Source organism: Bacillus sp. NS1 (genome assembly GCF_058248265.1).
Genome location: NZ_JBZAZF010000001.1, coordinates 209,073 through 232,453, shown reverse-complemented (window position 1 = coordinate 232,453; position 23,381 = coordinate 209,073). Strand labels below are relative to the sequence as shown.

Here is a 23,381-nt window from a genome sequence, read left to right as displayed (position 1 = left end):
TTTACATTTATTACTCAATGTTCTTAATTTGTATATTTTTAACTACCCTTTCAACACTTCGCCATTTGAAGCAATCAGCTCTTTATACCAATAAAAACTTTTCTTGCGGATCCGGCGCAGATCCTTCAGATCAAATTCATCACGGTTGACGTAAATGAAGCCATAGCGTTTCGAGCAGCCTTGGTGTGTAGAAATCAAGTCAATGGCTGACCATGGAGAGTAGCCAAACACATCGACGCCGTCTGTGATGGCCCACTGAATTTGTTCGATGTGCTGTTTTAGATAATCAATGCGGTAATCATCATTGACCGTATCATTTTCTTCTAATTGATCGAAAGCGCCAAGCCCGTTTTCTGTGATGATCAATGGCAGCTGATAACGGTCATAGATTTCTCTAAGCGTGGAGCGGAAACCGACCGGATCAATCTCCCAGCCGAAGTCATTTTTCTTCAAATGCGGGTTGCTGCTGCCGCGGTAGACACCGTCTTCTCCCGTTTTTAAGTGCTGGTCTCCTCCCCGTGCCACTTCGTCCGATCCATCGCCTTTGCTCGCTGCTGCTGTTTGAGAGGTATAGTAGTTAAAGGCGATAAAATCAGGTTTCGCGGATTGCAGAATCTCCATGTCACCATCTTCAATGATTGGCGTATAGCCTTTTTCTTTCATATAAGCCCACGCCGTCGTATTGTAGCGCCCATGAACTGCCATGTCTAAATAGAGCCAGTTCCGAATCGCATTATAGTTGAAAGCCGCCACAATATCCTCCGGTTTTGAAGACGCCGGATAGATAAGCGCGATATTCGGAGCAGGACCGATCTTTGCGTCCGGCAGCATGTCGTGGCAGAGGTTCATGGCTTTTGCCTGCGCCACCAGCATGTGATGATTTTGCTGATACAGCTCTTTTTTCGGGTTTTTGAGATTCGGGTCAAGTGTGCCTAAAGCGCTGCCATGAAGGATCATCATGTTTTGTTCGTTGATGGTCAGCCAGTACTTGACGCGGTCACCGAAGTGCTCAAACAACACCTTGGCATACCGTTCAAACGCATCGATTGTCGCTCTCTGCGACCAGCCGCCTTTTTTCTGCACGGCATTCGGCAGATCAAAGTGATACATCGTAACGATCGGTTCAATCTTGTATTTGAGCAGCTCATCAATCAGGTTGCTGTAAAATTCAATTCCCTTGTGGTTGATGTCTCCGTCGCCGTCAGGAATAATCCGCGTCCATGCGATGGAAAACCGGTACGCTTTAAAGCCCATTTCAGCAAACAAGGCAACGTCTTCTTTATAGCGATGGTAATGGTCGCTGGCGACTTTAAAATCAGTCGTTCCTTCAGGATAGCTGTCGCGTGCGTCAATCACTGACGGGCCTTTTCCGTCTTCGTTCCACGCGCCCTCAACTTGATAGGCAGAAGTAGATGCGCCCCACAAAAAATTTTCTGGAAATGCTGCAAGTGTTTTATAGTTCATTGTTTGTTCCTCCCATGGTTTTAGATTAAAGAAAAGATTCTTTCCTCTATTTTGACTTGTTTTTGGTCTGTTTGAATGACGTCAGTATATTGATCTGTGTTTGTGATGACGATTGGCGTATTCATGTCAAACCCCGCTTTTAGTAAGTCATCCAGGTCAAATTCAGCAAGCAAATCACCTTGTTTAACTGCTTGTCCCTGCACTACTTTAGGATAAAAGTGCTTACCCTCCAGCTTCACCGTATCAAATCCAAGGTGAATGAGGATTTCCGTTTCCTGATCGGTAACCATGCCGAATGCATGGCCCGTCGGGAAAACGGTTGATATTACGCCATCCGCTGGTGCGACGAGTCTGCCTTTTTCCGGTAAAATCGCTATCCCTTTTCCGAGTGTCTCAGATGCAAACACTTTATCCTTCACTTCTGTTAGCGGAACCACTTTTCCTTCTAACGGGCTGCTGATCTCTTCCCGGCGGACTGAGGGTGCAGGTGTTTCGGCTTTGATTTCTGTTTGTTCCGCGGGGTCTTCAAACCCGACAATATACGTGAGGATGATTGATAGAATAAAAGATACCGAGATTCCCAAGATAAAACCGGCAAAGCCCTGTCCATAGAAAATCGGGATCGTCAATAGACCGGGTGCGCCAGAAGCGATGGCCACGCTGTGAGCCTGTCCGATAATCGCACCGCCAACAGCAGCACTAATGACGCCGCATACAAAAGGTTTTTTCAGCCTGAGCGTCACGCCATACACGGCCGGTTCTGTAATGCCGAAAATCCCTGTGACAGCGGCGGAACCGGCAAGCGCCTTTAATTTTTTGTTTTTCGTTTTCAGCATGACACCCACAGCAGCTCCCGTTTGTGCAAACACTGCTGCCGCTGTAGCCGGTTTGATCGAATCCTGCCCATTGACCGCAATGTTATTTAAAATGACCGGCACAATCCCCCAGTGAATGCCGAAGATGACAAGAATCTGCCAGAGTGCCGCGATCACAGCGCCGGCCAGCATTGGGTTAAAGCTGAAGATGGCCAGAATCGCAGACGCGATGGCATTTCCCGCGTTTACGCCAACCGGGCCGAATACAATTAATGTGAGCGGCACAATGGTTACCAGACAAATCAGCGGGGTAATGAAGGTTTTCACACTATCATGAATCATCCGGTTCAAAGACTTCTCAACATAACTCATCATTAAGATCGCCAGAATGATCGGTATCACAGTTGACGTATAGTTCATTAACACGACTGGAATACCGAAAAAGTCTGTTTCCGCATTTCCATTCTTCAACTCAATGATCGTTGGATAGATAAGCGCACCCGCAACTGTGACAGAAACAAATAGATTCGCGCCAAATTTCCGGGCAGCGGTAATGGCCAGCAAGAGCGGCAAAAAGTAAAACAGGCTGTCCGCAGCGGCATACAGTATCGTATAAGTGGTTTCCTCTGTTTTGAGCCAGCCGGCATTTGTACATATCATCAGCAGGCCCTTTAAAATTCCCGCGCCCGCCATCACGCCAAGCAAAGGTGTAAAAATGCTCGATACGATATCAACAAGCCGTCCGAACAGATTCCCTTTCTGGGCAGAACGTTCATCACGGTCATCATTCAGCAAATTAGACATTTTTCCAATCTCTTGATACACCTCTGAAACGTGATTGCCGATCACAACTTGAAACTGCCCGCCGCTTTCCACTACAGTTACGACATCATCCAAAGCTTCGATTTTATCTTTATTTGCTTTCGACCGGTCGTTCAGCGTAAAACGCAGGCGTGTCGCACAATGTACAAGGGAACGCACATTTTCTTCCCCGCCAACCAGCTGTAGTATATTTTTTGCCGCCGCTTGAATCCCCATTTTCCTCTCATCCCTTCTGCTAAAAAATAAAAAACCTAAACTACCCCTATCGCAATAGGAACAAGTAGTTTAGGTTTTGCCTGCCTGGCCAGTAACAATCCTATGAAACGCCATCATTCGTTTTTTCTGTAAAACGCCACCATCACCATCCCTCTGAAAAAAATAAAAACCTAAATTACCATCAGCACAGACAGAGATCTTCCGCACTCATTGTAATTTAGGTTTTGCCTGCTTATCAGTAACAATCCTAACATCATCATATGTGAATGTAAGAAAAAACTAACACAAGAAAATGAAAATGTCAACGCTTTCATTATGTTTGTTTGACGACCCTTTCTATGTGAATCGTTAAATACAGCAACTCGTCACTGGTGAGCTTGTGATCATACTCCCGCTCAATGTATGTTTGGATTTTCTTCGTGCATTCATACGCGCGATGGTACTTTCCTTTCACCGTATCCAGCAAAAAATCGTCCTGGCTTTCCATGTATGTGCCGTTAAATAGACGCTGCGCAAAAAACTTTAAATGAGTGACGAACCGATAATAGTGAAGCGATTCTTCGTTGAATTCAATCTTAAAATGGTATTTTACGATACTCAAAATCTCTTGCATGACTTTTGTAATGTTGATGATATTAGGCATCTCTTCGTTTAGCTCGGCATTTACGATATGCAGGGCTATAAAGCCTGCTTCATCCTCCGGCAGAGACACGCCAGTCTTGTTTTTCACCATGTGCAGCGCTTCTTTGCCGATTTCAAATTCGTCTTTGTACAGCCGCTTTGTTTCCCACAGCAAGGCGTTTTTGATATCAAGCCCTTTCTGATTGCGCTGGATGGCAAAGTTAATATGATCGGTCAGTGACACATAGATGCTGTCGTTGAGCTTTTTGCCGAGCTGTAATTTCGCATAGCTGATAATCTCTTCAGATACTTCCATACACTCGATCGGTATATCATACAAAAGGGTTTTGAATTTTTCAGATACATCCTTGTTATCGAGCGTGAACACCTTTTCAATGCGAGCTTCATCGACATCATCTCCAGACTTTTTCTGGAACGCGAGCCCCCTGCCCATGATGACCAATTCTTTTCCCTGCTCATTGACCACGCTGATCACATTATTGTTGATCACCTTCGCAATTTTCATGACATGTCCCTCCAATCAACTAAGAACAGACTATACCTTGATTGTACATTCTTTTTGTACTAGGTCAATATCATCAGGGAAAGAAGGAAACAGGTCAATTCAATTCACTCAGCACCGGCTGCCCGGGCTGTTTTTGAAGCAGCGCCTCCAGATGGCGATCAAATGATGCCTTGTCAACTTTCTGCTTTTTGACAATGCTGTTCATGATTTTGACGCTTTCGGCGCTGTATTGTGTATATTGTTTTTTCAACTGATCCAGCTGCTGTCTTGTCTTATTTGCGTTTTTTGGTGTGACTCGGCTGATGAGTTTGATCATACGTTCTGTGACCTCAAAAAAAGCGGCTCTATTTTCTTTCAGCTGCTGCATTTCATTGCGGCTCATTTCTTGATTGCGGGTTTTTTGAAGCAAAGCGAATGCCTCGCTGTTTTGTTTTTTGAGCTGTTTATTTTCAAATTGAATCGATTCAAGGTTCTCCTTCGCAATGTCTGCTTCTTCTTCAGTCATGCTGCTCCGTACGAAGTATTCAGGATTGCCGATTCCATAATCAAATACTTCGCTTACACGCATCATGGAGCTGAAAACAATGGCCAGCTGCATATCGCTTGGAAGGGTCCGAAAGTCCTGCTTTTTCTTATTGCTCATCGGTTTGGCTGCGGTTTGTTTTACCGTCTTTTGATCACGGTCTGCAAATGTCTGAGTTTCACTTTCGCATGCGCTCATCGCGAGAACTGTGACCAGCAGGCTTATACATAAGCCTATTCGCCTCATGCTCTGTCTCCTCTCTGCTGCACCTCTACTGGAAAATTCGTCAAAATATAGATAAATGGTACCAGATACACCCATACCTAGCAATAAATCAAAAGTATGATTCGCAGCAAAAAAACATAAACATTTTGTAAAAATTGACGTTGATTCCATTCTTTTCAGGCCTATTTCTCGTACAATAGAAGTATCGTTACCGGAGGAGGGCGCTGATGATGAAACGTTTTACGAAACAAGAAAACAGCTGGGTGTTATATGACTGGGCAAATTCTGCTTACTCGATTGTCGTAACCACCGCGGTGTTTCCGTTATTTTATAAATCAGCAGTTGCAGAAAGCGGTGTCAGTGCTGCCCAATCGACTGCCTATTTGGGTTATACCATTGCGATTTCAACGTTTATTCTCGCCATGCTCGGGCCGATTTTAGGCACGATCGCCGACTATGAAGGATGCAAGAAAAAGTTCTTCGGTTTCTTTGTGTCAGCCGGTGTCGCCAGCACCGCGATGCTCGCCTTTATCCCGAGTGAACATTGGCTGCTTTTGTTGCTGATTTATACGATATCGGCTATCGGTTTTTCCGGCGCCAACGTGTTTTATGATGCCTTTCTCGTTGACGTCACTTCAGAAAAACGGATGAATATCGTCTCTGCACGGGGTTTTGGCTTAGGCTACATAGGAAGCACGATTCCATTTATCATCAGCATTGCTGTCATCCTGCTTGCACAAGCAGAAACGATTCCGATGTCTGTATCGGCCGCAAGCCAGCTGTCCTTTTTCATAACGGCTGCCTGGTGGGGGCTGTTTACCATCCCGATGCTGAAACATGTCCATCAGCGCTATTACATCAAAAGAGAACCTCATATTGTCATCAACAGCTTTAAGCGGCTTGGCCAAACGATGAAACGGATTAGGCAATACCGGGCGCTGTTTCTCTTTTTGCTTGCGTATTTCTTTTATATCGATGGAGTCGGCACGATTATTACGATGTCGACATCCTATGGATCTGATTTAGGGATCAGCCCCACAAGCCTCCTGATCATCTTGTTTGTCACCCAGGTCGTCGCCGCGCCGTTTTCCATTGTATACGGAAAACTGGCAGAACGCTTTACGGGAAAAACAATGCTGTACGTTGGGATTGTTATTTATATGATTGTCTGCGTGTACGCCTATTTTCTGGAGACAACGCTTGATTTCTGGATACTAGCCATGCTTGTCGCCACCTCGCAGGGCGGCATTCAAGCCCTCAGCCGTTCTTATTTCGCCAAGCTGGTGCCAAAGCGCCACGCCAATGAATTCTTCGGCTTCTACAACATTTTCGGGAAATTCGCCTCGATTATGGGGCCGCTGCTCATCGCCGTTACTGCCCAGCTGACAGGGAAATCCTCGACTGCGGTGTTCAGCCTGATCATTTTATTTGTGATCGGAATCGTCATCCTCGCCTTTGTGCCGGGAGAGAACAGTGCCGATGTCAGCCAGCATCAAAATGACCTGCCCCTTTAACCGGGAGCAGGTCATTTCATCATTTATTCGCTTTATTCACCTTGAGTTTTTTCCCTTTGACGGTTGTATTCTTCATCGCTTTGAGAACATGAGGGCCTTTTCCGTTTAAAATTTCCACGTAAGAAGCGTTGTCCATGATCGTGATAATGCCGATGTCATCAGCTGACACACCATCAATTTTGGCAATCGTCCCTACAAAATCAACGGCTCTGATTTTCTTTTTCTTTCCGCCGTTAAAATACAGTTTCATAATGTCTTTATTCAGCTCTTCGCTTTTGTCCTTTTTGAATTCCGGACGGTCATTCAATTTAGATAGAAATTCAGGTTTCTTCTTTGCAACTTCTTCTTGAGAAGGGGCTTCTATGTTTTGAATCTCAAGCCCGATATATTCTTCAATGTCAGCTAAAAACCTTTTTTCGAAGGCTGTGACAAACGAAATGGCCTTTCCTTTGTTCCCTGCGCGCCCCGTCCGGCCCGTGCGGTGGACGTAGCTTTCCTTTTCAAGAGGCAGATCATAGTTAATGACAAGGGAGATATTTTCAATATCAATCCCGCGCGCGGCGACATCTGTCGCGACTAGGTACCGATACTCGCCTCGTTTAAATTCATTCATGACGTCAAAGCGGTCTTCCTGAATCATTCCGCCGTGAATTTTATCGCATGAATATCCTAAATCATCCAATTCATCGGTCAGCTGATTGACGTGCTCTTTCGTTCGGCAGAAAATGATGCAGCTGTCGGGATTGTCGGTTATCAGCACATCTTTCAGCAAAGAAAACTTATTCTCTTCTCTTACTTGAATCACCGCATGTTCAATATTCCTTGTGGTTAGGCCGGCCGCTTTGATTTCGATATGCTCCGGGTTTTGCATATATTGACGGCTCAATTTCTCAATATCCTCCGGCAGCGTCGCTGAAAACAGCATCGTCGTGCGCTCAACCGGAAGATGCTTGATAATCGCCTCCACCTGCTCGATAAAGCCCATATTCAGCATCTCATCCGCCTCATCAATGATTAAATAGGAAAGACGGTCTAACGGCAGCGTGCCCTTTTCGATATGATCCAGAACGCGGCCTGGCGTACCGACAACGATATGGCTTTTTTGCTTCAGCTCGGCTTTTTGTTTATCAAAAGATGATTTTCCAAACACGGCTGTCGCTTTGATTCGTTTAAATCGTCCGATGTTCGTGATATCCTCTTTTACTTGCACCGCAAGCTCACGGGTCGGAGTTAAAATAAGCGCCTGCGGCTTGTTTTCATCCCAATCCGCCAGCTCACAGAGAGGAATCCCAAACGAAGCCGTTTTCCCGCTTCCCGTCTGTGATTTGACGACAAGATCCTTTCGTTCAAGGGCAGCAGGGATCACGCTCTGCTGCACCTTGGTCGGTTCTGTATATCCCAGTCCTTCTAATGCTCGTAAAATGTCATGACTGATTTGATAGTTTTTAAAATGACTCATGTATAAACTCCTGTCTCTTGCAGATGTTCTCATTATACGCTAATTCACGCAGGCATATGTGTTTTGTCGAAAAATGACGTATTAAAATCCTTCAATTCCCTGACGTTTCAACTCCTGAACGGCTAACCGCGCCAGTGCGTCAGCCCCCGCGCGGTTTGGATGCAGCGTATCTCCATCCATATATAGCGCCAGTGTTTTTTCAGGGCCGATTGATGTAAAGTAAGCCGAGCTGAGGACATTTAAGTCAATGAGGTGCGTTTTCTCCTCTTCGGCCAAAGCCAAAATAGAAGCCCTGTACCATCGGTTTACAGACGAATGGATGCCTTCAGATGTAAAGTCGGTCGCCCGGCCCTGAGGTGTTGATAGGATGACCTCCGCACCCTTTGCTTTCACCTGGCGGATCATATCACGCATAATCTCCTTAAATTCCGCTTCAGATTCATTATGCTTCGGATTTGTGTCATTAATGCCCAGCTGCAAGATAAAATAATCACCCGGTTTGATGTACTTCAAGATCGCCTCGAGCTGACCGTCATTTCGAAACCCTCTCGCGATCTGCCCGCCAGACGCCATGTTTCTCACTTGAAAGGTGTGTTTGTCAATATAGTGAGGCAGCATCTGCCCCCAGCCCGCCTGCTTGCTGCTGTTGAGCGGATAATAATTGCACACCGTCGAATCGCCGCCGACATAAATGGTTCGGTTCGTCACCGGCTGATCAGACAACTTCTTGATCTTCAGGGCGCTGAGCGTAAAAGCGGTACCCGCCTTGCCTTCTGTCACCAGCAGATTCAGCTGCCCGTCGGTGACAGGAATTTGAAACGTATCCTCCGCACCGTCTCCCGTCATATTGATGACCTGAAACACCCCCTCCGCCGCCACACTTGCCCTCGCCGTATTGCCAAGCGTCACCTTCACCTCATAAAGACCCTTCGGAAGATCCACGTTAAACGTGTTGTCGCTTTCCGTCCCATACGCCAAAAACTGAACCGCATCACTTTTCACACCAGTCCCGGACGCCGCCACATCCTTCATATTCTCCGGTGTCTGAAAACCGTAGCCCTTTGACCGGTCATACCGATCAGACGCCCTGACGCCAATATAATCAGGCTCCACCGAACCGCTTCCAAAGTCAAACTGATATACCTTCGGCTCTGACGCCTTCACACTCTCAATCCCGCCAAAACACATCATTAACATCATCATAAAAACCGCTGCCATCCATTTTTTCATCAAGACTCCCCCTCTATGAAAACGTATACATTAATGCATACTCGGTGATTGTTTCTTTATGATGGCTGAATGCAGAAAAATAATTGCGTTACAAAATAAAAATGAGCTGCCGTTCTTTCAAAAAGGGGAGTCTCAAGCAAAAAAGGAAATCAGTGTGACTTCTTGTCACACTTGATTAGATCCCACCCTCCGCAATAGAAACTCATCTGGCCTTCTTGATCATACACATAATAACGGAGTCTTTCCCATTGATCGTCAGTCGGTTCAATCTCCAACTCAACCGCATCGATGGATTCAAGGTCATCCAGCTTTGATGCACTAATGTTTTCAAACCGCAAATGAATGTCACAGGTTTGAGCTGATAGTTTTAATTCAAACACAGGAATATGAATATAACGATCATCTGCTTTCATATAGAAAGAAAACTCGTTTAATGTAAATGGACCTGTATCCGCATCAGAAAGATGCTGTTTCAATTTCTCGTATTGTATGATATTCAAGTGAATTCCCCCTATTTTTAGTTACCTCCAACCATATAGATCTCCGCAGCATCGTATTCAAACCACATGATCCGTTCGCCTGAGTCCGTTAGGCACTGGAGTTTGCCTTCGGAAAAATAGTTTTTATCCGGTTGAGGATCAGTGATCAGAAAAACATCATCATTGATGGAAGCTAGCAGAAAGAGAAAATCTGCAATGCCCCGGCCTGTTTCATGTACTACGCATTGGAAATGAAATTGCCTTTTCGCCAGCTTCGTCACTTTATAAGCATAGCCTTTGAAAAACTCTGACAGGTCTTCTATAAATGAACCACCCGTTATCACCTGTATCATGATTCGCTCACAGGCAAGCCCTTGCCAAAAACGATTAAAAGACTCAGCATCTTCAAGTTCGCATGACATAACGGTTTGGTCAGGCTTAAGCTCGATCATGTCCAAATTGCCAATACTGCTTATAGAGGTTTTTTCCATAAAATTCTCCTTATCAGTTGGATAGCGCAGCGCAAATCTCTTGTCTGACTTGCTCATACAAGAGAATGTGATGATACAAATCAGTATCGTTTTTGATCATATCCGGCGGGATGACAGGATACAGCTCAAAAAAACTTTTCTCCAACGAACGCCGCTGATGCTGGGGCATCCTTTTATTCGCCAGCACATAACCCAAACTGCCAGCAACAAGCATAAAAAACTCATAGATTTCCGCTTCAAAGCCATACAATTCATCAGGGTACGGCTTTTCTTCAAGCTCTTGCTGCCTCTTTCTCAGCTTTTGAAGCACGTTGATCCTCTCCTCACCCTGTTCAACTTCCCTCACCTCATATTGCCGGCAATAAAAGCGGAATGTCTGCTCTTCCCATTCTTCCACAAGGTACGTGCCTTGTGGTTGCGTTTCAATATGGAGAAGTCCATCTGATAGATCCGGTAGGGTTTCGATTTCTCGTATCGTAACGACTGAAACGTCTTTGAATATGACAACAATCGTACGTGAATGATAAACAGCTGCTAACTCAATCGTATAAATGGCACCAAGCACGTGATCTGTTTCTCGATAAAAACGCCATTTCTTGATATGCTGAAACAAAATAGGAGCAACTCCGGAAATACTCAATTTTAATTCCTCCGTTGATAGCGTCTCTATACTCCATACTCACAGTAAGGCTTTAAATCAGGAAAAGCATCTTTCAACATTCTTTCTATATTTTCATCGGTCACTGTAAATATAATATCTGTTGAATCAAAAAAACGACTTCAAAAATACACTCTTTCACAGGAGAAACATAATCATCTACATAATAGTCAACATTCCCATCGACAAAAGGCACATTTGTTAGATTATAGGGTAACGTCTCTTTAGGCACAGCAGTTAAAGTAGAAAAAATCACACAAATCTTAAATTCATTTAATATACGATGAAATTCCTCACCTGTGATAAAAAGATAGTCTTCACGCTCACCTATGATATCGATCCAATGATCCTTATCCTCGGATACATCCATCATATTCAAAATATCGCCAATAACCCAATGATACTCAGTGATGCGTAGGGGGAATGGTTTGAATAAAATCATTTAAGAGAAAAAGTTCAGAATTTGCACATTCCAGACAATCCCTGCTCATATGTACCTCAACCTCCCCACTAATATAAAAGCCCTTTTTACAACTCATACTTGATCAATTCCTCCATCGAGGTTCCCTTGAAATATTGATAAAGAATATCCTCAATACTAAGGTGACCAAATAGCCCAATCGGATTGCTAAAGGTCTTCCCCCGTTTTTCATCAACCTCTATTAAATCACTCTCTGCCGCTAATGAATCGTCTTGGCTAATGAGGTATTTTCCATCTTCATACATGACAAATGTTATAGTAGAATGATCAAATTTTTTCATCAAATCTACCGGCACCTTGGAAACAACCTTCCAATTCCCCTGAAGAAAGCCTGTATATCCTGTATTCGCAATAAAAAGGGTTCTTTGCTTTTCTGCCATCATGAGAGAAATGTCTTTTTTACTCAAGCGTTGATCTGTAAAAATATCAAAATACTGAATGAGAAGATCATCATTTTTATCTGTTGCTAAATCTCCTTTTACCACTAATGCATATGTAAACTGATTGATTTGCCGTAAAGGAATTTCAATTGCCACACCAGGCCTAACTTCACTTAAAGTAGTTCTTTTTTTCATCTTTAGGTTGATGTCAGTGACTTGTTTTCCTTCTAATTCTTTAAAAAATGAATCGCCGTCTGATTTTAATACCTGAAAGAGAGTATAAACAAATTCATTTAGAGTAGGCTTGCGATCCAATTGTTCCAGGAACACAGCGTGAAAATCTTCGATGGCGTCGTGACAAATATCCAAACCATCATCACTTACGAATATCTTTTTATTTTTATATTTTTCTTCCCAAAAGCCCATGTTTCACCTCCGTTTTTCAGAACACTCATCTATTTTGAAACAGGATAGGCGGATCATTATCTATCGCCTCCAACAGCTCTTCACCAAACACAGTGATTGTCAATTTCCAGGGGTCTCCCAAGAGTCCCCAAGAGAAGTCCTGATGAAAAAAGAAATAATAGTCTCCATTTGGAAATACGGGAACAGGCCATTCTCCAAATTCATCCTGAGGCATTGTCTGATGAGGGCTAAAGATATATCCGTCATGCTGCCAGTCTAATGCGTACATCACATCGTGTTTTCCACTACATGATTGAAATGCTTTTAAAATCGAAGTCTCTAAATCATTCAGCACTCTGACCACATCATCATTACTGGCTTTACCGCTCATCCCGCTAGAAATATCAAACACTTGATATGGATCAGGCGGGATGATGTGATGACAACTGCTTCCGGGCTTCCATTTTATAAGTTTGTTCACTTCTGACCAGATGCGGTCTTGTTTTGTCTGACTTAAAGCGTGCCAATTCATCATAATCTCATCCCTACACCTTATTGGATATCCTGCATATAAACACCTGAAGAGGTCACTGCGTAAACAGCATTACTTGTCAGTTTCAGCTGTTGAACGTCTAGGGCTTCATCGTTCGAGTCACAGCATGTTATCTCTTTCATCTCTTGACTCACATCGGTAGAAATCAAATAAAGAGACGACTTAAGGTCTGCACTGTAACAATTGAACGTCCCAACCAAAAAACCTTCTTCAGATATCGCGAGCTGATCAAATGCTTCTGAGTCCGGCTCTTTATCCGACAGAATCCACACCCGTCTCACGACCGTTTCATCAAATGCGGCAATGACTGCATCTCCGTAATACAGCATGTAAATCAAGCCGTTTTTTTCTGCAAGCCCATAACAATCATCTACAGCCGGCGCATCCATTTCTTCGAGCTTTCTATCAATGTGTATTTCCTTCTGCTGACCATCTAACGAAAAACACCATACACTATGTCCATTGGGATTTTCATCATGATAAATCCCTTCATCACATAAACCGACCCAAAGCTGTTGTTTTTCATCCAAAAGACAGCAGGAAACTCCTGAAGGCAAGCGAAAATCACTTTTCACTCTTCCCTCTTCTGAAAAAACCTTTACCTTCGGCTCATACGATTCGTAATAAACAAAGACATAGCCATTTTCATATTGTTGAAAGAGCTGAATATCGTTGTAAGCCACCTGCTCTTTCACTTTAAAATCCCGAACGTCACCGGAAGGATCATAGATTGAAATGGTCATATCACCTTTCACACCTTTTCCAATGTATACACGCCCCTGTGCATCGGCATGGAAAAAATAATCTTGGGTGTCCCTGTTGATGATTTTATTCATTTTTAATTTTTTCATTGTTCATGCTCCCAAACTTTATGCGCATAAAATTGTTTTGAATCAAAAGAAACAGTCTCAGCCTCTACAGCTATCAATCTTCTGTTTATGTCAATGAGAAAATTAGCATTTGATTGATACTCTGGTATTATAGGATTTGATAGGTTTCCGATTCCTTCCGGGTGATAACTGATCTCGAAAATTTGCCAATTGAACTCCTCCGGAACAACTCTTTCCAATCGAATATCCCCATCACCTCCATTAAAATAAACAGAAGCTACATTTTGAAAGAGAATGTTATGAGTATATTTATTGTTGTTTTCAAAAACTTGAATATCGAGTGAGAGTTCTTTTTTAAAGAACTGATAATCGACCTTTAAAACATTGCATCCCCCGTCAATATAATCTATCCATTGTTCAATTATTTTGTACATTTTTCCACCTCCTGACTAATCTCTGTTTATATACCAACAAATCCGTATATAAAAGAGGCTTGATGATAATCATAAGTCATCATCAAGCCGAAAATATATCACTTTGTATATTGTTTTATCTAATCATTTAAATCATCTGTTGAATGCAAATAATCATCTGGAGAATTTTGAAATCAATCCCGCTTTTGATTTTATATATGCCTTCTATTAGCTTTACCGTGGTCAAACTGACACCACGTATTCAAAGTACTAAATGATTAGTTATAAACTTACAGTTTTTTTGCATAAAAGAGCTCACAACCATATTCGGTGTGAAATAAACAGATTGCAAATGCAAAGGATGGTTCTAGCAAAATAAAGCTATTAGAAAGTAATTGACCTTCAAATTCAATAAAATCTAATAAACAGCCTAGATGCTCTACACAATCTTTCAGGGTACTCTTGATGGCTCCCACTTCATCACTATGTGGATGAAATAGATAGACAATATCATTTATGCTTTCAGAACCCAAGGTAACAATGGTTTCTTTTAATAACTGTTCAGCCTCCTTTTTGCTATTCACCTTCATTTCACGCAACATACCTTCAACAGAATTTGACAAGACAGCTTCCAACAAATCGCGGCTTTGTCCTACATCAGTTAATTGGTAAATAAATCCTTTTTCTTCGCAGTATTGTAGGCTCTCTTTTAATTGTTTTATTAAAATTTTTCTCTTATTCTCCTTAAGTTTTTCATCTAATTTTCTTCTCAATTACCCTATCTCCTTCTTTTTGTTCTATATCCTTTAAAATGTTCTGGATAATGTCCTTTGAGTTGATTGTACCTCCCTTTTTTCAAGGGACTTCTACCTTTTCCAACACCATGGAAATGGGGTCCTCTACCTCGTTTATCATGTTTATGAAGTACCACATATTTTTTATGACTTCCTCTTCCAACTCTACCAAAAGAATATACAGTTCTATGCTCACTACTACCATCGTATACTTTTTTATGCGTTTTAAATTGAGAAGAAGTAGGTATTCCGGCAGCCCGTTTAGCAGCCCTGAATGAAGCCCTCCTACTCATTTGTTGGGTAGCTTTATAAACCCGACTAGCACCCTTAAATATCTTCCCGGGCCCAAAGTTAGAAGCAGCTGCCCAAGCAGCACCTTTCCACCCTTTACCTGATTTATATGCCTTGTACCCATCATAGGCTGCAAATCCGGCATTTACCACAAGCCATACCCAATGCCCATCCGGATCAACATTCATCACCGGGTTATTATTTCCATAAGCATACCCATTCTGATCCAATGAGTCTCCGTCGCTGCCCGGGTCTGGGTCGAGCGATAGGAACACGCCGTTTCTTGGCTCGTAGTAGCGGGCCATGAGATAGTACAGGCCGGTTTCTTCGTCGTATTGGTAGCCTGCGTAGCGGTAGCGGTTGTCTTTTACTTCATCGCTTGCTTCGGTTTTTGTTGGTTTTCCCCATGCGTCATATTGATACTTGGCAACGGTTTTTCCCGTGCTGTCTGAGATGGCAATGACGTCACCGTGTGCGTTGTAGTGATAGAAATATTTCTTGCCATTTTGCGTGAATGCTAGCAGTTGTCCACTATCACCGTATGTGTATGCTTTTGTGAAAGTATACACATTCAGACTGTCGCTGTAAAAATAAATTGTGTCTTTCCCGAATTAATTAAAACAGCTGTCAAATATACTTGACAGCTGTTTTTGTTTATTATTTTAGTTTAAAGATTCATCCTCCTGTTATAAGCTTATTAATCAAAATCCTAATTTTTTCATGAAATTCTAAGCATTCACTTAATTCTTGATATTTTAAAATATCACTTTTATAATTCCTAAAATGAGGATAATGTTCATAGAACGTTTTTTTTAACATTTCTCTTTGATATCTAGGAATTTTTTTATCTTCAATTATATAATTTAAACTTCCAGTTATTAAGGCAAAAAATTCATAAAATTCATCTAAAGAAGTATTTGTTTCTTCTTCAAAATCATACATATCATTTGGAAACGGACCATGTAATAATACATAATATTTTTTGAACTCATCTAATGTTTTTTGATCAATATTATATCTTTTAAAAAATTTCATCCATATTCAGGCCCTTCTATATTGTAGAAATTAAAATTAACGATTTTTCTTTTTCTTCCATTTATTATTCACAAATGTAACTACCTTTCCACTTCTTGTGTAATAACCAGTTCTTTTTCCATTCTTAATCCTGTAACCTTTTTTTCCAGTAGCTAGTATTACTTTTTCGCGTAAATGCTTATTAGATCTATAAAATGCTCTAGCAACTTTTGTATATCTCTTTTTACTGTAAGATTTACCATTTCTCACAATATGTTTATTATGATGATAGTCCAATGACTTTCTTTTAGTTTTAAATGTTCCTTTATACCAATGTCTTGAGGTGGCCCATTTTCCGATTTTTTTTGTTAATTTTAACTTTCCACCACCTACAAATCCTGATGCGGCTGCAACCGCTACGCCTTTCCAACCCTTGCCTGATTTATAAGCTTTGTATCCATCATATACCGCAAATCCTGCATTGACAACAAACCATACCCAATGGCCGTCTGGATCGACATTCATGACCGGGTTGTTGTTTCCATAGGTATATCCGTTTTGATCTAGTGAATCTCCATCGCTTCCTGGGTCTGGGTCGAGCGATAGGAACACGCCGTTTCTTGGCTCGTAGTAGCGGGCCATGAGGTAGTACAGGCCGGTTTCTTCATCGTATTGGTAGCCTGCGTAGCGGTAGCGGTTGTCTTTCACTTCGTCGCTTGCTTCTGTTTTTGTTGGATTTCCCCATGCGTCGTACTGATATTTGGCAACCGTTTTTCCGGTGCTGTCTGAGATCGCGATGACGTCACCGTGTGCGTTGTAGTGATAGAAATATTTCTTGCCATTTTCTGTGTAGGATAACAGCTGGCCGCTGTCTCCGTACGTGTATGATTTTGTGACGTTGTTGTCCGCGTCTGTTTCATACAAGACGTTCAAGCTGTCTCCGTCGTAGAAGTAATTCGTGACTTTTCCGTTGACCGTTTTTTGGATTCTGTTTCCTTTTTCGTCATACTTATATGTTGCGAATGGCTTGTCTTCGCCTTTTTTTGTAACGGCGGTCAGGTTATCTTCTGCATCCCACGTATATGTGAATCTGCCGTCAGATGTACGGTTGCCGTTTTTATCGTAAGAGATGCTTTCATCATTGACTTTTGTCAGCTGGTTCATGATGTTGAAGGAAGCATTCACCGTTTTGCTTGAGCCGTCTTTTACAGTTGTAACGGTTTTCCGGTTGCCGAATCCGTCATATGTGTATTCAATGACCGTACCATCTTCATGGATTTCTTTGACAAGCTGATTCAGCTTCCCATACTCATATTGCACCTTGCCGCTTGCTGAGCTGTTTATCGTTGTGCGGTTGCCGTTGGCGTCGTATTCATAGCTTTCCGTCAGAATGCTTCCGCCATTTTTGTCGCCGATATGCAGCGAGCTTACAAGGTTTCTTTCGTCATATGAAAAACTTGTTCCGCCGCCGTTGCCTGTAATAAAGGTTTGGACATTGCCATTTTCATCATAATCAAATGAATATGAAGAGGTGCTGTCTTTCATCTCAATCATTTGATCCAGTTTGTTATACGTAAATTGATTCGTTCCTTTTTGATCCCCATGGCTCCACGAGAAGGTTTTCAGCTTATCGGAGTCACTAGGATATGTCCAAGTTTGGCTGCCGCCGCGGTCAGTCAAATCGGTTAAACGGTTTTTGTTGTCAAATGTCCGTTTCTTTGTGGTGTTCTGCTCTTTATTGACGACCGATGTTTCATTTCCATTTTTGTCATACGTGAAATTGTACTTTTCTGTACCGTTATACGACTTTGATTTCACCCGGTCTGTTCCATCATAGGAAAGAGACACTTCGTTGCCATTTGGTGAAATGGTTTTGGTCAGGTTGCTGTTGGCGTCATATTCGCTTGCTAGCACATTGCCGAGAGGGTCAGTTGTTTTGACAAGCTTGCCCATCACATCATATTCGTATTGATAGGTTTGATCTGCTCCCGCCCGGATGGTTTTGCTTACCTCATTGCCTTCCTTATCATAGCTGTGAAGGATAGAAGTGCCGTTGGAGAGCGTCATGTTTGTCAATTGGTCTGCCTGATCATACGTATAGGTTGTTTTTTCACCTTTTGCATCTGTTTCAGCTGTTTTCTTACCAGTTTCATCGTAATCAGTTGAAGTGGCGTATCCTAGTTCATCTTCTTCCTTGGTCACATAGTTACCATTACTGTCATACGTGCTTTTTGTCAGAAGGCTTCCTTCAATCAGACGGATGTCATCAAACCAGACTGTTCCTGTCGCACTCTTTTGAAACAGAATGCTGATATCGACTTTATTGACCGGTTTTGTTTTTGGTATAACGACAGCAGCCCGGTTCCATTCCTGTGTTCCTGATGGGAATTTTGCATTGTATACACCTGTGCTGCCGTCCGCGTAAGTGACATTCGCCTGCAGAGAATAGTCTTTTTCATCTGTAAATTTGACGCTGCTGGCTTTCGACATTCCTGTCAGTGTGAGATAAACCGGTTTGTCGTTTGCGCTTTGCCCTAAGACAACGGTTTGTTTTGTTACTGATCCGGCTTGGGACGCACTGGTTCGGGCAGCTTTTAATGATACCTCATCATTAAATCCTTCCTCAGAATCAACGGATGCCCCGCTTACGCTCCAGTTTTCCGTTGCCGATGTGAAACTGCTGTTTTGAACTGGGTTATAGCTTGACGAAACTTCGCCTTTTTCCAGCTGGACTTCATCAAACCATGCTTTTCCTTTGCCATCTTTATCTCTATGATCGACTTCCATATACACAACGGCTTTTCCTGCATTTGCTGGAGTCGTAAAAGTGATTTGCCGTTTTGTCCAGTCATTTTTTCCGGCTAATGCACTGTATTCATTGTGAATCCATTGAATTCGTTTTTGATCTTTGTCTCGCAAATCAATGTTAAAGTAGGCTCTTGATTTCGCTAGATCTGTTTTGATTTTTCCGCTTAATGTATAGGTTGTATTCGGCTCCAGCTCAACTGTTTGAGTCGCTGACGAATACCCATGATCTGTTCCGGCAGACGTTGATTGACTCAAGACTTCCAAAGCCTTTGATCCAGAAAGAACTCCGCTTTTATCGGCGATGACTGAGATTTTGCCGCTGTCTTTAGATGCGGTCAGATTCCAGCCCGATTTTTGCGCTTCAAAGCTTCCATCTTTCAGGATATTGGTTGAAGCTGATAAATCTTTGCTCGATTGAATCTGATTTCCGTATTTATCATAAACAGCTGCTGACGATGATTTTCCGCTCTGATCAGTTTCAGAAACAGCATCCAGTCCGTCATAAGCAATATCTGTGACATTGCCCTCAGTATCCTTCATCTTTGTGACATCGTTGTTTTTGTTGTATTCGTATGTCTCAGTTCCATATGCGTCTTTAACGGATGTAACGTTGCCATCTTTATCATATTGATAGCTTTCCGTTGCTTTTCCGGTGCCGACGTCGTTTGGATCTACATCTTCTACAACATTATTGCCTTCATATTTTGTATTCGTTGTAATCTTTAGCCCTTCCACATCATCAATGACCTGAATCGGATTTCCCGCTTCATTATAGCCGTACTGTACCTTCCGGCCATTCGGCTGTGTCATGAGAAGCGTTTTTTTATCAGCATCATAGCTGTAGACATATGTTTCTTTTTTAGCGTTGATCGCTTTTTCGAGACGGTGTCCGCTATACTGATATTCGGTAAAAACAGGCTTTGCTTCGGTACTGTTGGCTGAATATTGTTTGACAAGGCGCCCTTCGCCATCATAGTCATAGCTTGTGACAGTCCCGTCTGTATCTGTAACCTTCTTCAGCAAATCATTCTCATATGAGTAGGTGACTTTCTTATTCTTAGGTCCGGTGATGGAAGTCACATGGCCGTTTTCATCATAGGTAAATGTAAGCTTGCGGCCTGATGCATCTGTAATGGCGGTCAGTTGATTTTTGTCGTTGTAAGTGTAGACGGTTGCATTGTTGTGGCCATCCACTACCTTTTGGAGTTTGCCGCCTTTTTTATTGAAATAAGCGTTGGTTTGATCCTTTGTTTTTAATATGAACTGATCAGCTGTTTCTGTTAATTCAAGATATACACCGGTCGGCGGCTGATACGTGCCATCGGCTTTTTTCGTAAATCGATGTGTCGTAGCGTCTTCATCGATATACATTGCCCCGCCATCCGTTGAGATGACAGATGTTTCTGCATCAGCATACCAGCCTTGCCCAAATAAATGATCAGAGCTATCAAGACTGTTGTAGGTTCTCGATAAGCCAAGTCCCGGACCGCGTCCGTCAATTGACAAATCTTCTTCATTCACAATGACATTGCCTGTCGCACCATTTAACTGGCCGCTTGGGATATCAATGATAGACCAGTACTCTTCTGTCCCTAGGAATTCTGCGCCTTCATGGAACGTTGGGTTAAAGGGCGCTGTCGGAATCGTTTCACCATTCGCATCATAAGCGACAAGCGTGAAAGAATAATTCTTCTTCCCTTTGTAATTCCCATTTGCATTGTTATAGACAGGTGATGGATCGAGGGCTAATTCCCCGCCTTTTCCATCGGTATGCAGCTTATAGCTTCCAGCTTTGATTTCCTCAGAAGTCGGCCAGATGTTTTTATTTTGGGTTGTCCAATGATCCGCGTCACCCACATCAAAGGATTGATATTCTTTACCGTTGTAAATGTTAACTTTATAGCCTTTCGCATTTTGAACCTTTTCCCATATCAAATTCACATAGCCCGTTTGACTCGATTTTGTATTTGTATACAAATAGCCAGTTAAATTCTTTGGCCTAGCGATATCAGGAAGTGCCGGGTTAGCAGCCGGTGATGCAATCGCTTCGCCATCTTTGTTGTATGCGATCAATTTAAACGAGTAATTTCTTTTGGCTCCATCTCCCCCGGCGTTTTTATAGGTTGGGCCGGGATTGATCGGGAGCTCTGCACCATTGCCGTCTTTCAGATGAAGAGCATATTTCCCCGCCTTGATTTCAGCACTTGTCGGCCAGATCTTTTTCCCTTTGGTGGTCCAAGACGTCTGATTTCCCAGATCAAGTGTCTCAAAGCCTTTCCCATTGAACACCTGAATCTTATAGCCGGTTGCACCAGATACAGATTTCCAAGAAAGATCAAAATATCCTGTGGCATTCCCATTATTGTAGCCCTTTGCTGATGGTGCTTGTGCTTTCCCTACATTAGGGATAACGGGTTTTGCCGGTGCGGACATCGCTCCTTCACCTTGGTCAAATACTGCACTGACGCCAATCCAATAGTTTTTGCTTGTAGCATAGCTTCCGCCGGAATTCTTATAGACCGGGGATGGATCTAATGCCAATTCAGCTCCATCCTTGCCGTCCAGATGCAGTTTATATCTCTTGGAGGCAATTTCTGCGCTCGTAGGCCAGATTTTTTTTCCTTTTGTGCTCCACGACGTGACGTTGCCTGCAGAAATCGCTTGATATTCCTTACCATTGTAGATCCATACCTTATATCCTTTTGCGCCTTCAACCTTTTTCCAGCTGATATCGAAATAACCAGTGGAATCGCCGTTGTGATAGGCTTTAATTGTAGGGGTGTTTCCCTTTGGTATGGTATACGTCACTTCAATATACGGTTTATTGGCGGAGTTTGCTGAAGAAATCAGTTTTTTCCAATATTCCTTGCCGTTTCCGTTTGTATGAAGCTTAAATCCATAGTTGGCCCCGCCGGAGTTCCATGACTTTACAGCAGCAGTCACGTCATAACTCGCCCACTGTCCTTTATGGACGTCGGCTTTTCCGATATTTTTAGATGCCGGTTTTGTATTCCATGTCACTTTTCCATTATCATAATTGCTGTTGACTGTATCCAGCCAAAGACCGGTTGCCTTTGTTCCATAATAGGAATGGGCGACGTATGTTTTTAATGTCGCTTTGGTGACAGTCATATTTTGAATCGGTTTTAGGTTGTTAAATTTCATGAACGCATAGTTTGTGCCTGTTGTTTTGTCATAGTAGCCCGTTTTCAGCACATAAGACTTTAAATTTGCATCCCATTTTTGCGAGGACACCGAATAGTTCGTTGTCGGATAGGCACTCATGACAAACGTATCTGATGAAACAGATAAAGATGTTGACGGGTCGATAGATACTGGATATACGCGTTCCGGGTCCTTCAGCCAGTTCTCGTCTGCTGTGAGGTGAAGCAAATACCCTTCTTCATTCTTTTCCAGCTTATAGCTGACTTTGTCCGACCTTTCAACCTCGCCGGAAAGCTCATCTAACTTTGAATCCGTCATAAAAGGCTTAGGCACAGAAAAAACAACTTTGCCTTTTTCGTTAGAAAAATCAATGGATCCATCCTCTTGTTCTTTAGCCTGCAAATCGGTTTTTACCTGAAATGTAAATGTGTTGTATCCATCATACTGATGAAGGACTAAATCTTCTTTTATGTTTTCATTGAATGTGAAAGTCTGAAGATCAATATTCGGAAACACATCCGGATATACAATCTCATTACTATCAGTCTTATAATCTGCTGAGGTATCTTTCGGAGTAAGTGAAGTTTTGTTTGGGCCTTTCGCTTCTACAAGTGAATATGTAACCTTTTGGTCATTGTGCTCAAAAGTCGCATAAAGCCCGTTCCTCATTTGCTTTTGAAAATCTGAATTCAAAATGGCATTCTCTGTCTCGACTTGTTTGCTTGTTGACTCTTTTAACTCAGGGGAAATGTCTTCCCAGTCAGCATTCGGTGTTTCCTTTGTATGAATAGGGTCAAGATATACTTCCTGTTTATAAACACCGTCGCCTTCATAATAAAGCTTTGTATTTTCAGTTCTTTCTGAGGTGATCTCTCCCTCTTTGTTTATATCTTTCGGATCAAAAGGTACGGCTTCCTCAGTTTGTTCATTCCGAAGAGTTTCTTCTGGGTCAGGAGCCGCGACACGATTTTTCGCCTCTTCTTCTGACGTTTTTGCCACTACATCTGCTGGCAATAATGAAATCATAAGAGCCAACACTAAAAATGCTGCAATGAACCTTTTAAAGGTCCGCCTCTTTCTTTTTTTCATTTCCTCTCTCCTTTTGTAACAAAAGTAATATTCACTAAATAATCTTAACTACACTGAAATATTATTACAATATTTTTCTAGAAAGTTTATGTTATTTTAAGGAATAGCGAGAGTC

The 23,381-nt window shown here is 42.5% G+C and carries 18 protein-coding genes and 3 pseudogenes; 1 reads left to right on the top strand and 20 read right to left on the bottom strand.

What is annotated here, in order from left to right; translation table 11 throughout:
* Positions 1–42: 42 nt before the first annotated feature.
* The 4 genes from AC4CV5_RS01195 to AC4CV5_RS01180 all read right to left on the bottom strand — a co-directional run bounded on the left by AC4CV5_RS01195 (position 43) and on the right by AC4CV5_RS01180 (position 5,233).
* Complete coding sequence (locus AC4CV5_RS01195) at positions 43–1,464, bottom strand: glycoside hydrolase family 1 protein (protein WP_490921966.1); 1,422 nt, start codon at positions 1,462–1,464, stop codon at positions 43–45.
* A 20-nt stretch (positions 1,465–1,484) separates the two neighbouring features.
* On the bottom strand, positions 1,485–3,317 hold the full coding sequence (locus AC4CV5_RS01190) for a beta-glucoside-specific PTS transporter subunit IIABC (protein ID WP_373922789.1): 1,833 nt from the start codon (positions 3,315–3,317) through the stop codon (positions 1,485–1,487).
* A gap of 313 nt (positions 3,318–3,630) precedes the next feature.
* A complete protein-coding gene (gene licT, locus AC4CV5_RS01185) occupies positions 3,631–4,464 on the bottom strand; it encodes a transcriptional antiterminator LicT (protein WP_166846689.1) in 834 nt (277 codons plus the stop codon).
* Positions 4,465–4,558: 94 nt separating this feature from the next.
* The gene (locus AC4CV5_RS01180) at positions 4,559–5,233 is read right to left on the bottom strand and encodes a hypothetical protein (RefSeq protein WP_490921965.1); all 675 of its coding nucleotides are present in this window, start codon (positions 5,231–5,233) and stop codon (positions 4,559–4,561) included.
* Between the two features lie 206 nt (positions 5,234–5,439).
* Between AC4CV5_RS01180 and AC4CV5_RS01175 the strand changes: the two genes are divergently transcribed.
* Complete coding sequence (locus AC4CV5_RS01175; protein WP_490921964.1) at positions 5,440–6,726, top strand: MFS transporter; 1,287 nt, start codon at positions 5,440–5,442, stop codon at positions 6,724–6,726.
* Between the two features lie 19 nt (positions 6,727–6,745).
* Here the strand turns inward: AC4CV5_RS01175 and dbpA are convergent, their stop codons facing one another.
* The 16 genes and pseudogenes from dbpA to AC4CV5_RS01095 form a co-directional block, all read right to left on the bottom strand.
* On the bottom strand, positions 6,746–8,185 hold the full coding sequence (gene dbpA, locus AC4CV5_RS01170; protein WP_490921963.1) for an ATP-dependent RNA helicase DbpA: 1,440 nt from the start codon (positions 8,183–8,185) through the stop codon (positions 6,746–6,748).
* Positions 8,186–8,266: 81 nt separating this feature from the next.
* Positions 8,267–9,415, bottom strand: a complete 1,149-nt coding sequence (locus tag AC4CV5_RS01165; RefSeq protein WP_166846646.1) for a rhamnogalacturonan acetylesterase — start codon at positions 9,413–9,415, stop codon at positions 8,267–8,269.
* A gap of 149 nt (positions 9,416–9,564) precedes the next feature.
* Entirely contained in the window at positions 9,565–9,795 is a 231-nt protein-coding gene (locus AC4CV5_RS01160; RefSeq protein ID WP_488167983.1) for a hypothetical protein, read from the bottom strand.
* Positions 9,787–9,915, bottom strand: a pseudogene (locus AC4CV5_RS01155) (hypothetical protein); the annotation flags it as partial. The pseudogene AC4CV5_RS01155 and the gene AC4CV5_RS01160, both read right to left, overlap by 9 nt.
* A gap of 17 nt (positions 9,916–9,932) precedes the next feature.
* The gene (locus AC4CV5_RS01150; protein WP_166846639.1) at positions 9,933–10,385 is read right to left on the bottom strand and encodes a hypothetical protein; all 453 of its coding nucleotides are present in this window, start codon (positions 10,383–10,385) and stop codon (positions 9,933–9,935) included.
* Positions 10,386–10,398: 13 nt separating this feature from the next.
* A complete protein-coding gene (locus AC4CV5_RS01145) occupies positions 10,399–10,695 on the bottom strand; it encodes a YxiJ family protein (protein ID WP_166854565.1) in 297 nt (98 codons plus the stop codon).
* Positions 10,696–11,125: 430 nt separating this feature from the next.
* Positions 11,126–11,416, bottom strand: a complete 291-nt coding sequence (locus AC4CV5_RS01140) for a hypothetical protein (protein WP_246303226.1) — start codon at positions 11,414–11,416, stop codon at positions 11,126–11,128.
* A 155-nt stretch (positions 11,417–11,571) separates the two neighbouring features.
* Positions 11,572–12,330, bottom strand: coding sequence for a hypothetical protein (locus AC4CV5_RS01135; RefSeq protein ID WP_166846636.1), 759 nt, complete (start codon positions 12,328–12,330; stop codon positions 11,572–11,574).
* Between the two features lie 25 nt (positions 12,331–12,355).
* Positions 12,356–12,844, bottom strand: a complete 489-nt coding sequence (locus AC4CV5_RS01130; RefSeq protein WP_166846633.1) for a DUF2716 domain-containing protein — start codon at positions 12,842–12,844, stop codon at positions 12,356–12,358.
* A 17-nt stretch (positions 12,845–12,861) separates the two neighbouring features.
* Positions 12,862–13,392, bottom strand: a complete 531-nt coding sequence (locus tag AC4CV5_RS01125) for a YxiH-YxzG fusion protein (RefSeq protein ID WP_246303236.1) — start codon at positions 13,390–13,392, stop codon at positions 12,862–12,864.
* Positions 13,387–13,713, bottom strand: a pseudogene (locus AC4CV5_RS01120) (DNA-binding protein); the annotation flags it as partial. The pseudogene AC4CV5_RS01120 and the gene AC4CV5_RS01125, both read right to left, overlap by 6 nt.
* Entirely contained in the window at positions 13,710–14,126 is a 417-nt protein-coding gene (locus tag AC4CV5_RS01115) for a YxiG family protein (protein WP_166846628.1), read from the bottom strand. The gene AC4CV5_RS01115 and the pseudogene AC4CV5_RS01120, both read right to left, overlap by 4 nt.
* A gap of 269 nt (positions 14,127–14,395) precedes the next feature.
* Positions 14,396–14,878, bottom strand: a complete 483-nt coding sequence (locus AC4CV5_RS01110; protein ID WP_166846625.1) for a YxiF family protein — start codon at positions 14,876–14,878, stop codon at positions 14,396–14,398.
* A 314-nt stretch (positions 14,879–15,192) separates the two neighbouring features.
* Positions 15,193–15,798, bottom strand: a pseudogene (locus tag AC4CV5_RS01105) (RHS repeat-associated core domain-containing protein); the annotation flags it as partial.
* Positions 15,799–15,865: 67 nt separating this feature from the next.
* Positions 15,866–16,225: an immunity protein WapI gene (locus tag AC4CV5_RS01100; RefSeq protein WP_014481370.1), complete on the bottom strand. Its 360-nt coding sequence runs from the start codon at positions 16,223–16,225 to the stop codon at positions 15,866–15,868.
* Positions 16,226–16,261: 36 nt separating this feature from the next.
* Positions 16,262–23,266 carry a DNRLRE domain-containing protein gene (locus AC4CV5_RS01095; protein WP_490921962.1) on the bottom strand — a complete coding sequence of 2,335 codons (7,005 nt, stop codon included), beginning with the start codon at positions 23,264–23,266 and terminating at the stop codon, positions 16,262–16,264.
* Positions 23,267–23,381 lie beyond the last annotated feature (115 nt).